Origin of the sequence: Epilithonimonas lactis (genome assembly GCF_900110605.1) — a bacterium.
In the GTDB taxonomy this organism is placed as follows: domain Bacteria; phylum Bacteroidota; class Bacteroidia; order Flavobacteriales; family Weeksellaceae; genus Epilithonimonas; species Epilithonimonas lactis.
The window spans coordinates 1-15,695 of the sequence record NZ_FOFI01000006.1 but is presented as its reverse complement, the minus strand read 5'-3'; the positions used below and the strand labels follow the sequence as shown (position 1 = coordinate 15,695).

Below are 15,695 nucleotides of genomic sequence, written 5' to 3'. Positions count from 1 at the left end.
TTATTAAGCTATTTCCCATATTAGATCTTCGTTCTCAGTATTCCAACTGACGTTGATGGTCTGTCCAGCTTTCACTTCTTCACGAACGATTTTTTTCGAGATTGGTCTTGCCAACTGAGCGCGGATAACACCAGAGATCTGGCGCGCGCCATATTTGCTGCTGAATCCATTCAAAGCCAGGTTTTTTATTGCTTCGTCGCTGATATTGAAATCTATGCCAAGTCTTGTCAATGCTTTTCTTAATGACTTCAATTGAATACTAAAGATTTTCTCGGCCATATTCTCATTGATCGGTGCAAACGGAATGATCTCTGTAATCCTAGCCAAAAATTCCGGTCGGAATCTTCCAGAATCTGTCATGATTTTCATTAAGTTCTTCGAGGTCGGAATCTCATTCTTCTCAAAATGTTTTACAATCTCTTCACTTCCGATATTGGAAGTAAATAAGATCAATGAGTTGCTGAAGTCGCCTTCTTTTCCCAATTTATCATGAACCTTTCCTTCATCCATAATTTGTAGGAAAACGTCAAATACTGATGTATGCGCTTTCTCGATCTCATCAAAAAGAACCACAGAATAGGGTTGTTGTCTGATTTTGTTGACCAGCATTCCACCTTCCTCGTAACCCACATATCCTGGTGGCGCACCATAAAGCAAGGCCGCGGAATGTTCTTCCTTGAACTCGGACATGTCAAAACGGATCATCGCAGATTCATCATTGAAAAGTAATTCTGCGACAGATTTTGCCAATTCGGTCTTTCCTGTTCCTGTTGGTCCAAGTAAGAAAAACGAGCCAATCGGTTGTCCAGGCTTATTAAGACCACTTCGGTTTTCTACGATGGCGTCGGATAATGTCTTCAAAGCGTGGTCTTGACCTACAACTCTTTTGATAAGCATTTCCTCCATATTGAGGAGTTTTTCTTTTTCTTTGGCCTGAATTCTTCCAATGGGAATTCCGGTTTTTGCAGCCATCACAGCTGCCAATTCCAGTTTTCCAACCTTTTCACGTTTCACAGCTGCCAACTGAATTAATTCTTCGAAAGTAGAATCGATGATATTTTTAATTTGACCAATGTCCATCGATGTTTCCAAAGTATGTTGCTCGGAAAGCGAACCCCAGAGGATTGGACTTAGCTTATTCTGAAGAAGATTGAAATTCCAGATCAGTTCATCTACCAAAAGCGGGTCTTTCTCATCACTTTCTTCGATGATCTTATCATAATTTTCTTTCCAGGCTTTCAGTTCCGTTTCGGACAGTTCATCCAGCATTTTGATGGAAGCCATCGTTCTGTCCAGCAGGTCAATTGCAGAATCCGGAAGTTTTTTTCCCTTGGAATAGCGTTTTGCAAGAGTCACGCAATCTGCCAACGCACTTCTGTCAACTTCAACTTTGTGATGATTTTTATAGCCATCCAAAAGAACGTCAATCATTTTTACGCAAGTAATTTCATTTGGTTCTTCCACATTTAAAACTTCAAATCGTCTGTCGAAGGCTCTTTCCGGTTCTATGATCTTGCGGTATTCTTCTTGTGTGGTTGCGCCAATGACGGTGATCTCGCCTCTTGCCAATTCTGGTTTCAAAAGGTTGGCGACGTTTCCCGCGCTTCCTTTGCTGTCCAATAATGAATGAATCTCATCAATGAAAAGCACGGCTTTGTTTATGTTTTTACATTCGTTGATGACCTTTTTTAATCGGTCTTCAATCTCACCTTTGTACGATGTGCCTGCCAAAAGCGCGCCTGTGTCGAGTTCTAATAAAGTGGCTTCCTTAAGCATTTCTGGAACATTTCCTTTGTTGATCTCAATCGCAAAACCTTCTAGTAGTGCAGTTTTACCAACGCCTGGTTCACCTACGATAATCACATTGGGTTTTGTACGGCGACAAAGGATCTCAATCAGCATTCTAAGCTCTTTGTCTCGTCCGACAATATTATCCAGCTTTCCATTTCTGGCTTGTTCGGTTTTATCAACACAATAGCTGTTGATGGCTGGAAATGAGTTTTTATTTGGCGTAGAATTTCCCGTAAGATGATTTTCCTGAAGGTTGACCTTCTTTTCCTCTCCTCGGAAAACATTTAATATTTCATGTTCGCGAAGTGGGAAAGATTTCAATTCTTGAACGGAATAGGCGACATTAGGTTTTGCGATGGCAGCCAGCAAACAAAGCGGTGAGACTTCGTCCAATCCCAATTTTAATCTGATGTCATCTGCTTCTTCCAAAATGAGATTGACCTTTTCGTCTTTCGAGATGTCGTCGGGAAGGTGTGTGGTTTTGGGATATTCCTCTATTCTTACTTCTGCCCATTCGTAGATGTAGCCAGGATCTTTTTCAATGTTGGTAAGGAAATCCTTTAGACCAAAATTATTATGCAAAAGGGCTTGTAAAAGATGGGAAGCTCCATATTGAGCATTGTAATTTTCTCTTGCAACAGACTGTGCAATATGGAAAACTTCTTTTATGGTCTCGCTAGTAATTAATACACTCATATATAGGATTTATTTGTATTTAATTATAATTCAAGGCTTTGTAAAAATAAAGTTAGTGATTTCTAAAATAAAAATTGGGTTCCTATTTTCAAAATCACTTCTCACAACTAAAACACGACTAAAAATAGTGCCATTTTATCAATATTGATGCTGATTTGTGTAATTTATATCAAAATAAAAATTATTGGTGATGTTATATTAAAAATAATCAATGATTTAACTTTTATAGTGTTAATTTAAATTAATATTAATTTTTAAAGAGTTTTTGGTTCGAGGTTTGGACTCAGCTTAATTTTTAGTTCTTAAGTGAATCTTCAATATTCGGTTGGACGAAATTTCGGATACAAAAAAGTGAAATCGTAGAATTACTACAATTTTTAAAATAATGGGTTCGAAAATTCAACTGATTTGTTTTGTTGCCTATATTTATTAATCAATAATTATTTATTATTAAATGATTTCAAAGGACAATTTCATCAAGATAAATGTAGACGGATTGCTGGATCTGGAAGTGTTATCACAAGAATATCATATTCCAAAGAACGAACTGATTCAATTTCATAACAGTAATTGTGAGATCAGTGAGCTATTGCCGCTGCATATGCCGAAATATGTGCCTTTCATCTATATCCCGAAAATTAATTTTGAATCAAAAACGTCCCGCTCGTTACCAAACAGTACACTAAAATATCCACTTGGCAGAAGTGAGAAAAAGTATGGTGTCGTTATAAAATATCTTCACAGTGACATACAAATTCACTTTGAAGTTGAGGTTAAGAGGGAAGGAGCATTTGTGGAGATTAATAAGAAAAAGAATTTTGTAAATAATCAGGAAATCGGAAATATCATCGAGAAAATATTTGAGGCTGCTGAGAAAACCCTCTATCCTTTAAAGGTCTCTTTGAACGCCAACGGTACACTGTCCAAGATTGAAAATGAAAAATCGATCAACGAAAGGTGGCAAAGTGAGGTGCTTCCTAAACTGAAAGAATATTATGTGGGAGAAACTTCAGAAGAGATCCTTTCACGGCTGGATCTTGTTTTCAAAAACTTGAATGCAAAAAAAGATCTTTTCCTGCAAAGCGTTTTTTACAAATTGTTCTTTTTTCCAATCTATCAAACTTATTCTGGCTACACCAAAGATGGACAGGCAGATTTTTATTTTGCAAATATCCGGGAGAACATCTCTTATGAAGTTCAATATGAATTGAAAAAGGAATTTACGAGAGGAAACAAAATCGCATTGCAAGTCTCGGGGAAAGAGCAGACGAATCCGTTTGAGAGGAAAAATGAATTGGGAAATATTGATATGTTATACAAATTGGATAAGGATTCACACGAGATATTTTCTGTAACTGGTTTTGCCAGCACATTTGTGAAGGAAAAAGAATTGAAGATTGAATTTCAACTGTTTGACATCGGTGATTTGAATTAACTATTAGAAAAAACGATATTATGAGTGAGAAACATCTCGTTTGCCAAGGCGCTCTTTGTCGGTGCAATTTTGGGACGACACCCGATAAGCTGAAAGTGTTGACCCAAACCCAACGTTACATCAATGATAATAAAGGAAGTGAGAAACTAATGGCAACCAACAAAGACATTGGCAAAACCTTCGAAAAGAATATGTTTGGAAACTGTTCTAAACTCAACAATAATCCGTGCCAAGTAACCGTCACCGAATGGAAAGGCTTCTACAAAAAGATCACACTGGAGGAAAACAAAGGCAATGCATTGCTGGAAGATAGTAAGGCGACCTGTCCGATAGGTGCGCCAGATTGTATTAGTATCATCAATCATGGTCAGACTGCGGAAGTGTCTCAGCAGAATGTGAAGAATGCGGATGAAGAGGTTTTGGCGGAATTGTTTCCATTCACAACTGTCGGTCAGTATATAAGAAAAACAGATATGCTAGAATCATAAAAAAGTAAACATGGGAAATAAGACATTAACTGCAATTGTCCTGAGACCTGCGAATGCTGATTTTAATGAGCAATATCGTGCATTGACCATCAAAGAGGGAGAAGGCTTCACAATTGGCATCAGAGAATACATTGATGAAAAAAAAGTCATTCAGGATAAAATAGATGCAATAAAGGCAGAAAAAACAGAAATTGAAACCAATCTGGCGGTAGAGCAAAACAGACTTTTCCAACAGGCGACAGATAGATATAACCAGGGCGGTGAGTGGATCAAAATGGAAACTCACAACGGCAAAGAAGTGACACATGCACAAGTGAGTTATGATGAAAATTATAAGATTGCTACAAAACGTGCAGAGGATCTAAAAAAAGCAAAAGATAATCTACTGAAAAGTTTACAGGAAGAGATAGATGCTGTTGAGGAAGCGTATAGTTCTGTGGTGTGGGCATGGAACCTTGCATTTCAGAGAAGCAGCACTACAAGTGGTAAGAATGAAGCCATTGCAAGGGGAACAAAAGAGTTGCCTTTGACTATTAGGCAGCATTTACACGGTGGCGGTTTCGCTTGGGTGGAACCCTTTTATGAAACTGAAAATCCAACCGGAAGTATCAAAAATGGATTATATGTCCATACAACTAGTGATAATCCACAGATTGTAACTGCAGAATGGTACGGCTATGACAAAGATAAGAATCCAATAAAACTCGATAGTCCAGTTGCGCCTGGCTCCAAAGTCCAACTGCATATCTACACGAAAAGCATGTATGGCCATAATATCAGGGTTGAACTGAAAGCCAGTGGTAAAACTTTGAAAGCAAATACCTACGCTCATACAGTGATGGTGTATAAGAACAGAAAAGCTGATCAACCAGATTCGGTTTATGAAGTGGCAGAGTCAAAGGATCTGTTTTTAACAGAGGTAGAGATTCATGATTATTCTGATCCAAAAAGTGTACAACCACCTAATGGTGCTATTACAGGACATTTAATAAAAGCCGAAGACGACTATTCTGATGGAAGTATCACAGGTGTGCCAAATGTTCAAAAGGCCGTTCTCGATCTGTACGTAGATCCCGCATGGTGTGCAGGCGAAGTTACGATCATCATTAAACCAACGATTCTTTTCAGTAATAAAAAACAAGATCTCGATGTCGGTTTAACGGTCAATTGTCGCGAGAATCCTAATGTTCAAATTCCTGAGACAGGTAATATGCCTGTCTTCGTAGATAAGGTCGAGACCAATATTCAATCATTTCATCCCTGTGGTTACAGTAAGTTTGAGATCAATGATGGCACGCGAACTGTAGATTTACTGGAAGACAAGTCTGTTCCACCGCTCAATCTCTTCGAAGTGGTAGCAGGTCCTATCAATAATGCTCAAGATATCACAATCGATCTGGACACAAATACCACAGAATGCTCTTTTGATGGTTCAGAAAACGACCACGAAAAACATGCACTTGGCCTAATCGATTATCCTGAAAAAAAGATTGAGGAAAACGCAAAAGAAGAAGAGGAAAGCAGTACTTCGTTTGATAGCAAAGTGAAGGTTCAAATTGGAGGAGATAGCGCCAATATGAGTCACGAACAAGTGGTGGCCTTCAATGGTAAATTGGAAAAGTACACAGCAGATGGTGATGACAAGCAATTGAAATTCAAAGCGAGATACATTTATAATTATAATCCAATCAGCTTAGCAGGAATCCAGGTACATCCAATATTCAGATATTTTTGGTTGGGAAATGGTGTTCCTACCAATACCTATACTGTAAAAACCAATACTTGCCGATATCAACAAAATGTCGCAATTAAGACTTATCCAGACGTTGCCTGGAGCCTCAAGCTTTCCTACACAAACACTGAAGTTGAAAAAGAACTCATGGGAAATCAGCGGTATGCGGATACCAACAAAGCAAAATTCAAAAGAGAGCCGCAAAAGTGGATCAAAAGTGGTGATAAAAGTATCGGGATATCTTTGGGAGCAAAGTGGGATAAGGATAATGAATATGATGCCACTGCGGACATTACCAAACAAGTGAGGTCATTATTGGATAGTTTGGGAGCAATCGGAAGATTTGTAAATTCAGTTTTTCTAGGTGATGAGAATAAAAAGGATGCCAAGCACAACGAACCCGATGCCGAGCATAGAGCGGCACTAGAAAGTGTTACAAATAAAAATGAGCAACAACAAAGAAAAGATCTAGAACAAACGAGAACTCACCTCAATAATGCGCGAAGACGTTTAGCCGAGGCGGCCACAGAAAAGGATAAGGAAAGAGCCAGAAAAGATATTAATAATCTACAAAGAAGAATGGACAGTCAATCTCAAAAGCATGAGTTAGATTTGACAAGGTCCATCGGTACAATAAGCATTCAATGGCCACAAGTGGAGGCACAATTTGAATGGAGCTTGGAAAATATTCAGCAACGCGGTCCGTTCTATAATCAGACAGGTGTTATACTGCAAGGTGTGTTGGAACTGACACCACTCATTGGAATTACCGCAACACTTGATTTTCTAGCATTGGCACAGCGGGCGCATCCAGTCGCATTGGCCGTAATTGCTGCTGCAGATATCACAATGGCAATTATAGGTGATGGCAGTCAAATCACTTGTGAATTAAGCGCAGCAGGAACATTTGGTGGTAAACTTCAAGGTTTTCTAAACACAAAGACCGGTGAAAATAGCTTCAATAAAGATGATAGGAATGCCAATGACAAACAGATCGCAGAACTTTCATGTGACCTGGAATTCAAACTGAAGATCGCTATCGAACTTAATATAGAAAAGAAGACGTTCTTTGTCAAAGTCATCGTAACTGGAAAACTTGGTGCGGAGGCCACAGCAAAATGGACCGCGAAAGCACCTATAGATACAGACGATTATGGCTGGTATCTGGCACCGGAGATGACATTTGAAGGTTTAGAGATCAAAGGCGAAGCAAGTCTTTCTGGTCAAGCTACCAGCAGAGATGGCGAGTCAAAATATGGTTCTGTGGAAAGTACAAACGAATTCAGTTGGCAAGCGATCGATGCATGGAAGGAACCGAAAAAATGGGGAAAATTTTATTTCCCATCCAAAAAAGAATAAAATCATAAACTATGTACAAATACTTCATTTTAATAATCAGTTTAATTAGCCTGCAAAGTTGTGGACAAAACAAAGAAACTATGGATGCAAAATCAACAGAAATATTAGGAAATTTATATAAGGATGTGAAACATATCGATCAGCGAATTAATTATCAGGCCATGATTTTCATTGGAGGATGTAATTACGAAGTGTTGATCAATGATTATCCAGTTGACAGATATTTTGGTCCTGGTAATGGTTCTGCGAGCGGAAGTACACCTATAAATATTGCCATTCTAAAACCAGGCGTTCAAAATTGGAAAATCAGGATCTATCCTGTGAGAGACAGAAAAGAAGTTGATGGTAAGGTTACCCTAGTTCCTCAATCCGAAATCCAGCCAGGTGCCCGGGTCGAGCTGGATATAGAAGGTGTGAGATTCGGTGATAATGGCGGTATTGAAAAGCGATTTGGCAAAGTTGTAGAGTTCCGTGCGCCGACTAAAAAAGATGAAAAAAATGGACAAAATATTTTAAACGATGCTGGTAAACCATACATAGAGTACAGTGGAACTTTTGAAGCAGATGTACCCTACACATTGGCTGGTTGGCAAAACAGTACCGACTTGAACGGCGTAGATGCCAATACTTTAAAGCAACAGCTTTTAAAACAATATGAAAATTTTCATAAACTGCTTCAAGATGGAAATCTGAATCAAATAGCTAATCAGAAATTGAATGCAGAGAAGGAGATTGCCCAAGCTTACTTTTACGATAAAAAGACCAATGATAAGTTCCTGTCCACCTTTATAGAAAGATGGGGACAAAAAGGGCTCAAAATGAAACCAATTGAAAATTATAAAGTTGCGCTTTACGGCGATGGGAAGATTGCGACTTTGATCGATGTGATCGATGGTGGCTCACCACTCTGGGGAAACTACGAGGTTGCAGATGGAAAGTTTAAAAATAATACCTACCTTTTATACTTTCATATACCAAAGGGAAAGAAGGAGTTGGAAGTCATCAGGTAAATAAAACTTGACAATAATGAAGTACTTAATTTAAGATGTTACCTAATGATCATTAGGATATTTGCGGTCGCTTTAATTTTAATTGGTGGATTTTTGGCCTATGGTATTATTGGGTCCCTTTCCCGAATTTTTCAGGGAGAAAAAACGGTGGCATTAGTTGTTGGACTTGACAGAATTGAAAATAAATATAAAAAATTTGACAAACCCAGTTATACAACTTATCCAATTTTACGATTTAATTATAAAAATAGAACAGTACAATTAACGGATAAAAATAATAGCGGCACAGAAAAAGAAATTAATAATAAGATCAATATTTATTACAGTGAAAAATATGGCATCAGTAGAGGTTTCACAGCCTTTCAACTGGTTTTATCCATAATCAGTTTGACATTTTTATTTTTTGGGATTGTGATTTTATTGAAGCAAAAATAAATGTTAAAATAGCAACCAAATTCAACAAATACTTAGGTTTTAGTAAAATAAAAACGTCACGGTTGATACAAAGTGCCACTTTAAAAAGCTTCCAGATCAGAAAATTTTAAATCCGTAATTTTGGGAAGAGGTTTGATGATCTTTTTAGTATTTCTTTTATTTAAAATTTCATCCGAGCCTAGTTCTTGATCAAATTCTATTTTGGTTCCTTTCAAGAGATCGATCTCGGTTTCTGAAGTTGTATTTTTTCCATCCCAAATGACCCGTGAGATTTTGATCAATTCAAAACTGTCATTCTTGAATCGAAAAGTATAGCGACTTTTGAAACCACGGATATCCGTTAGCATTTGTAGATTCCCATCCTCAATGAAAAAGTCCGGAATCGTTCCCTCACTATGCTCGCCGTTCTTTTCGGTGGGATATTGGCTTTCTATTATTTGAGTAGATGAGACCGCTAGCTGAAGTTCTTTTTTATTGGGTTGTGAAAGGAAAACCCGCAATCTGAGAGGTCTTGTGTCACTTACCACATCCATTTCTACAATCACCTTATCATTTTTTTTGTCATTATTCAGGTCGCCTTCTTCCTCTTTTACGATGACATCAAACTTATTTTTAGCAACAGTTTTCTGCGCTTGAAGATTTGAAGAAAGTAAAATTAAGATGAGGTACAGAAAAAGATTTCTCACAGTATGTTGATGTGTTATTGGGTGATCAGTTTAATGAATTAAAACTACTTTTAATAGTGACTTATATGATACATTGATATCAATAATTTGCAAGGTCAGCAGATGTGAGATCCTGAATTTTCGGCAAAGGTTTGGGCTTGGATTTATCTCTAACTTTATATTTTTTGTTTGGACCAGAGTCCTGATCAAAAACCACCTTGCTACCCTTCAGGAGGTCAATTTCGGTTTCGGTGGTCGTTTCTTTTCCATCCCAGAGAATTCGAGAAATATTAGTTAGTTCAAAGTTACCATCTTTGAATCTGAAAACATAGCGGCTTTTCAACTCATTGATAGTGGTAAGGATGGTCAGTTTTCCATTTTCAATAACAACATCCGGGATCCGGAAATTTTTTTTCATTTTATATTTTTCAGCGTCGTATTGCTGCTCCAGAAGTTTGGTGGTAGAAACTACAAGTTTTAATTTTTTACTATTGGGTTGTGACATCCATATTTCCAATTTAAACGGCCGTACGTCATTGGTATTAATGGAAGAAACAATTATTTTGTCTGTCACCTTATCCTGGTTGAGGTCGCCTTCTTCCTCACCCACGATTTCGGTGAAAGCATTTTTATTGATATTTTGTGAGAATGAACTTGTAGAGACACAGAGCAAAATCAGCAAGATGTAGACAGATAATTTATTCATGGTTTCTAATGATACTTTATTGAAATTAATGATTGAAAGATTGAATTTGATAGGTGGTTCAAGACTACTCTTTAAAAGGATTTTCCAGCAAAGAACTTGAAATCAAATATAATGAGAAAAACAAACTGACCACATACATCAAACCAAGAAAAACAACCACTCTGACCAAATATAAGATCCACTTGGTCTCAATTTTTTCCATTAAACTATCAACCAAAACAAATAGGACAGAAGCAGGAATGCTGATGACCAACGCAAATTGCGTAATGATTTTAAAAATTGATCTCAGCGTCACAGCTTCAAAAGAAGGAGCGAAAAAAAATAAAAAGTAAAACGTTACAAATAAAACTGATAGTGCAAAAACTATCAGTAATTTACTTAAGAATTTTGATGTGTTCTTCATAGGTTATGTTGGTTTGTAACGTGCGCTTTTTGGTGAACTGAAAGCTTCTTTCAACCCTTTTTCCACGTCTGTCCACAATTGCGTATGACTCAGGCTGTGAGCTGTCTTGGCTAGATAGACGATGGAACCTGGCTTTTTGTCCAACTCCACGATGGCTTTATCTTTTTCTGCGACCAGATCGGCGTTGTATTTCGTCACGTATTCAGAATATATTTTTAGATTTTTTCTCAAAGTGGTCACCTCCGTATCCAACTTACCGAAGACAAATGGTTCTATGCCCCAATCAATGACCTTCGTGAGAAACGAAAAATCTTCAGGATTAATAAACTGGCTGAACAATCTCATGAGCAGATCTTCCAGATTATTACTTTGCACAGCACTTTGTGTACCTTTCAGGAAATCACCGAACTTACTTCTTTTGTTTCTGGAATGATACGGATCTTTATCAAATATAGGAACATCTAATATCGATAGCGCCTTAGTTTGTCTCTTGGGATTCCAGCCGGTTTGGTCGATGCTATCTGTAATTCCGCGGCTTTCCGCAAAGACATTGGCCAACAAACTGAGAAGGTAACTATCTTTGGGACCGCTGGTAATCGCAAAGAGAATGTTGACCACCCGTAGACCTTGCGTCAAATTCAGATTTGAAACGAATATTGACTTATCAGATTTCTTCGGGAACGTGGCGTAGTTTTTATACACATCAAAAGTCCATTGCTGGAATTGCTTCAACAGATTGACAAAGGAGGTCTTCTCATTCTGCAAACTGGAATTTTTTATTTTGATAGAGTTGATGTAATTGATCAACTCTTGCGTTATCAGATTCATTCCCAATGCCGCATTTGCCATTTCCTTCCACGCTTTTTTTGCTTTGTTCTCAATGTCCTGCCAAATCCAGCTTTTCATGTAGGTCATGATGGCGTCCTTGTTGACATTTTTGAGGGTTTTGATTCCCAACTCAAATTTGTCTTTGGAAAAGGATTGAAGTAATCCTTCCAGATTTAGAAGACTGAAGTTTGCAATGAGCTGCTGCGTAAGGTCATATTCATTATGAACATTGATGATTTTGCAGTTTTGGTGAAGTTTGCCATGGTTCAACTGGTGTTTTTTCTGAAAGAATGGCGTAGACAAATACGTGATGCTTTTTATCTTCCAATGTTCTGGGAATTTGGTGACCTTGCGGGATTTCAGAAATTCTGATTTTGCGATCATCTCTTTGTTGGTGATGAGCTCGGTAAACTGATTGATGACATTTCCACCATGCGAATGTCCGATGAGATGCAGACTGACTTCCTGATTATCTTTAAATCTGTAAACACGTGACAGGAGTTCCATCAAGCGTTCTGCGGCGTGATTTCTTTCCTTTGTATCATTGTCACCAGACCAACTGAAAAATTGGCCTTCGATGTATAAGTTCTGAAACTGTGGTCCCAATTCCTTCAACTTAGCCCAAAAATTTGCAGGGTTTTCTTTATTCTGCCAATAAGTTGTATTGGCCTCATGCTTTAGTCCTGCGATATTTGTTGGATCCGTGGTTCCTGCGACGAACATGACGACATCGTATATCTTATTGCTTGTTTTCGGCGGTGATTTCGGCGAACCAAGGAACAAACCGTTTTCCGTCCCGTCCTCTGTGACCACATTGCTGGCACTTGTCACGATATTCTCATTAGAATACATGCTATGCCCTTTTTCCGACACTTTTGTATACGTTCCTTTTACGATTCTGGTTCTGCTCATATCTAATTTGCTTTTTGCTTAAAATAAATTAAGAAAATTCTGGCCTTAATGGTTTTTAGTTTATTTAATGACTTTTCCAGTATTACCATCAATTTCCTGATAAAAAGAAGATGATAATGCTTGTCCATTGGGACTGTTTTTAGAAATAACATGAGTACCTGTTAAGGATCTTACCGTCCATACTTTTGTTCTCTCATCAAAATTAATTTCGAAAACCAGACGATTATCTTTAAACCAGCCTTTGTTATTTTGCAAGTCTAGATTGTTCTTTTCACTTATTAGATCTAGTATTTCACGATAAGTAATTTTACCAAACTTTTTGTCTTCATCAATTTCCTTAATAATGTTTCCTCTTTCATCAAATTCTTTAGATTTTCCAATAGCGACGTTGGATAGTAACTGTGTCGACGATTTTAGATGACCTTTTTCATCATATATATTCTGAAAACTATAAAAATAAGGTGCTGGATAGATGATTTCTTCTATAAATTCTTCGTCACTTCCTGCCATCTGCTCAATGTTTTTCCCGTCAGAAGAGAATTGATAAATTCCTCTCTTATCCTTATTTGCATTAAATTTTTCGATATCAAAGTTCTTCATAGCAGAAACTGGTTTGTTTTGAGTCTTTTTCTTTTCCTGCCCATCACAAGAAATAAATGTCAGCAAGAAAAATAAAAATAAATTCTTCATATTTATTTTAATTTATTATTTGGATTTACAAGATGCCACTGCCAAAAAAATAATGTTTTCCCTTCCACGGGTTTTCTTGGATTACCGTTGAGATCTGTCGACCAATGGCAATAATCCATAATATTATCGGTCTGCTGTGCCTTATAAGTGAATTTTGCGTCGGCCTCAATTCCGTCAAAAGTGTGCGGTAATTTCATAGCGTGCAATGTCTCGTGTGAAATGGTAGAACGATCATGTCCATTGAAAAAAACGCCATGCATTGTGTCGAGAAGAGAAAATCCCTGCGTGATCAAACCGGGATCTACTGGGTGGGGATAAGATTCATTAATTATATATAATTTGTAAAAGTTAGTATATCTTCTTGGATATTTTCTTTCTAATGCAGTATCCAGATATTCTAATAATGCACGTCCACTTCTAATGACAGATAGGTCATCCAGATCTATAACTCCAGATTTTGAAAACCTGGTTTTAAAGGTACTATTTGTCATATCCAAAGGGTTGATCAGATATCTTACACTCGGGATTATGAGAGCTTGTTTTAGATTTTGTTTGAAGTAAGATTCACCATCGCCAACCATTCTCCCTGTATTTATTCTGGCTCCAAGTTTGGTCTTTACTGGCACTATGATGACATTGATATTCTTGATATGTTTACTGTCATTGGCCAAAATTTTGAGTTGTCCACAGATTTCTCCATCAGCTAAAACATCCACCAATATATTTTCTTTAAGAGGTTTTGATGCTTTAATCGTCAGAAAGTTATATAGATTATATTTGCCTTTTTTTACTGGGATATCAACTTTATTGATGATCAGACCTGTATTATCTTTCCTAGGTTTGATTTCTAATTTTTCAGGTTCCTCTTGAATGTCAATCTTCAAACTTAGTTTAGCTGTGTTGTCGTTTGTAAGCAATGAAACAATTGGTACTGGATAATAATAAGGATTCCCGCTCGTAGATTTCCATTTGATCTGTAATGTATCAAAGGATTTCAAAAGGTTCGTGTACATTCCAGAATCTCTCTTGAAGTAGTTTGTCCAGCTATTTGTGTCAGTAGTTACGACATTATATCTTGCATCCGTATAATGCTTTCCTAATATTCTTTTTATCCAAGTTTTATCACCTTCCAAACCACTGTCACCAGCTCTTATCCAATCAAATCCAAATTCACCTTTCCAATTTCCATGGGGACGAAACTCTACCAAACATTTAGCTTTGATCTGTGTCGAAGGTGGATTATTGGGGTCTCCAAAGAAAATGCCTTCCGTGAGACCATCTTCGGTGATCTCGCCTGTAGCATTGCTAATGATGTTCTCATTCGAGTACATGCTGTGTCCTTTTGCAGAGATTTTGGTGTACATTCCTCTTACGATTCTAGTTCTGCTCATGGTTGATATACTTTTGGATTGAAAATCTTATTAAAACAATCTGACGATCAAGGACTCTAATTCTATTTGCAGATGATTCATTTACACAATTGGTTTAAGAAAAATCTTACTTCGAAGTTGTTTAATATACTCTTACTTCAGTAAGAAATAAGGCCGTGCAATCTGTAATAGTTCCTTTTTTACAATTCTCTTGCAGCAAATTTCTAATTCGCTTTAGATTTCTCTCCACTGTTATTTTGTACTTCTTTTTGTGCATGCTTGTGGATGGATTCGTTGGATTGGATGTTCATGCTTTTCTCACTCACTTCGGTTCTCTCCATCTTTGTTTCACTATGCACATCGCCATCGATCATCTCGGTCAATTTTCCGGTGATGAATACACTGGCGTCACCTATGACGGAGGTCATCTTCATGGCGCCAACCGTTTGTGTGGAATTCATTCCGATGCTTTGACTGCTGTTCATTCCGATCGTTTCAGAAGCATTCATTCCCACGGATGTGGTCATGCTTTCCGTGACATTGATGTTCATATTTTTACAATTCAAGGTCATCGTTTCGGGTGCGGTGATGTTGATATTGCTTCCCGTGGTATCCAGATGGATCTCGTTTCCGCTTTTATCCGTGATGATGATGCTTTCATCCTCCGTGAAGACCACTTTATGCCCACTTCTTGTCATGATCGATTTGACGCGATTGTCCATTCCTCCGCCAAGTCCAATTCCACCATGGAACATCCCACCCATGACAAAAGGTCTGTCCGGATGGTTGTGAACGAAACCTACCATCACCTGATCGCCAACTTCCGGTATCGCAACATAACCACGATTTTGGGTAATTTGATCCGTTCCTCCGGCATCAGGGCTCATCATCCTGATGAAATTGGTGGTGTCGTGCAATTGCCAATCGAACTTTACAGTTACCCGACCTTGGCCTTGTGGGTCCGTATTGCTGATGACCGTAGCGATCTGTGGCTGCGCTGCAGGAATGTCAAATTGTGGTCTTGGCAGAAATCCTGTATCACTTGCGATCGCCTTGAAGGTCCCTTTGTAATGTCCCAAGGTATCCACGTCGTGCGTGGTCTCCGTCACCATGATCCTTGTGAAATAACTCGTTTGATTGCTGTCTGGTTTTCGCATTTCCAGGTCGGCAACGCA

13 protein-coding genes are annotated in these 15,695 nt (G+C 38.0%); 6 read left to right on the top strand and 7 right to left on the bottom strand.

The genetic code is table 11. The features are described from left to right. Nucleotides 1-3 precede the first annotated feature (3 nt). Nucleotides 4-2,487 carry an ATP-dependent Clp protease ATP-binding subunit gene (locus tag BMW39_RS17345; protein ID WP_034978947.1) on the bottom strand — a complete coding sequence of 828 codons (2,484 nt, stop codon included), beginning with the start codon at nucleotides 2,485-2,487 and terminating at the stop codon, nucleotides 4-6. A gap of 454 nt (nucleotides 2,488-2,941) precedes the next feature. Between BMW39_RS17345 and BMW39_RS17340 the strand changes: the two genes are divergently transcribed. From BMW39_RS17340 to BMW39_RS17320, 5 genes are all read left to right on the top strand, one after another. Further along, on the top strand, nucleotides 2,942-3,922 hold the full coding sequence (locus BMW39_RS17340) for a hypothetical protein (RefSeq protein WP_034978949.1): 981 nt from the start codon (nucleotides 2,942-2,944) through the stop codon (nucleotides 3,920-3,922). Between the two features lie 20 nt (nucleotides 3,923-3,942). Next, nucleotides 3,943-4,410: a DUF4280 domain-containing protein gene (locus BMW39_RS17335; protein ID WP_034978951.1), complete on the top strand. Its 468-nt coding sequence runs from the start codon at nucleotides 3,943-3,945 to the stop codon at nucleotides 4,408-4,410. Between the two features lie 10 nt (nucleotides 4,411-4,420). Continuing rightward, complete coding sequence (locus tag BMW39_RS17330) at nucleotides 4,421-7,501, top strand: hypothetical protein (protein WP_034978954.1); 3,081 nt, start codon at nucleotides 4,421-4,423, stop codon at nucleotides 7,499-7,501. Between the two features lie 80 nt (nucleotides 7,502-7,581). Further along, nucleotides 7,582-8,511: a hypothetical protein gene (locus tag BMW39_RS17325; protein ID WP_051880073.1), complete on the top strand. Its 930-nt coding sequence runs from the start codon at nucleotides 7,582-7,584 to the stop codon at nucleotides 8,509-8,511. 45 nt (nucleotides 8,512-8,556) lie between these two features. Continuing rightward, a complete protein-coding gene (locus BMW39_RS17320) occupies nucleotides 8,557-8,946 on the top strand; it encodes a hypothetical protein (RefSeq protein WP_034978958.1) in 390 nt (129 codons plus the stop codon). Nucleotides 8,947-9,026: 80 nt separating this feature from the next. Here BMW39_RS17320 and BMW39_RS17315 read toward each other — a convergent pair whose 3' ends face one another. Continuing rightward, nucleotides 9,027-9,632 carry a hypothetical protein gene (locus BMW39_RS17315; RefSeq protein ID WP_034978960.1) on the bottom strand — a complete coding sequence of 202 codons (606 nt, stop codon included), beginning with the start codon at nucleotides 9,630-9,632 and terminating at the stop codon, nucleotides 9,027-9,029. 79 nt (nucleotides 9,633-9,711) lie between these two features. Continuing rightward, nucleotides 9,712-10,317: a hypothetical protein gene (locus tag BMW39_RS17310; RefSeq protein WP_034978962.1), complete on the bottom strand. Its 606-nt coding sequence runs from the start codon at nucleotides 10,315-10,317 to the stop codon at nucleotides 9,712-9,714. Between the two features lie 53 nt (nucleotides 10,318-10,370). Here BMW39_RS17310 and BMW39_RS17305 point away from each other — a divergent pair, with 53 nt between their 5' ends. Further along, nucleotides 10,371-10,649, top strand: a complete 279-nt coding sequence (locus tag BMW39_RS17305; protein WP_034978964.1) for a hypothetical protein — start codon at nucleotides 10,371-10,373, stop codon at nucleotides 10,647-10,649. Nucleotides 10,650-10,723: 74 nt separating this feature from the next. Here the strand turns inward: BMW39_RS17305 and BMW39_RS17300 are convergent, their stop codons facing one another. The 4 genes from BMW39_RS17300 to BMW39_RS17285 all read right to left on the bottom strand — a co-directional run. Continuing rightward, the gene (locus BMW39_RS17300; RefSeq protein ID WP_034978966.1) at nucleotides 10,724-12,460 is read right to left on the bottom strand and encodes a hypothetical protein; all 1,737 of its coding nucleotides are present in this window, start codon (nucleotides 12,458-12,460) and stop codon (nucleotides 10,724-10,726) included. A 60-nt stretch (nucleotides 12,461-12,520) separates the two neighbouring features. Next, a complete protein-coding gene (locus tag BMW39_RS17295) occupies nucleotides 12,521-13,150 on the bottom strand; it encodes a hypothetical protein (RefSeq protein WP_034978968.1) in 630 nt (209 codons plus the stop codon). Nucleotides 13,151-13,152: 2 nt separating this feature from the next. Next, nucleotides 13,153-14,541: a hypothetical protein gene (locus tag BMW39_RS17290; protein WP_034978970.1), complete on the bottom strand. Its 1,389-nt coding sequence runs from the start codon at nucleotides 14,539-14,541 to the stop codon at nucleotides 13,153-13,155. 203 nt (nucleotides 14,542-14,744) lie between these two features. Beyond that, a partial coding sequence (locus BMW39_RS17285; protein WP_221406077.1) for a phage baseplate assembly protein V occupies nucleotides 14,745-15,695 on the bottom strand: 951 nt, incomplete at its 5' end.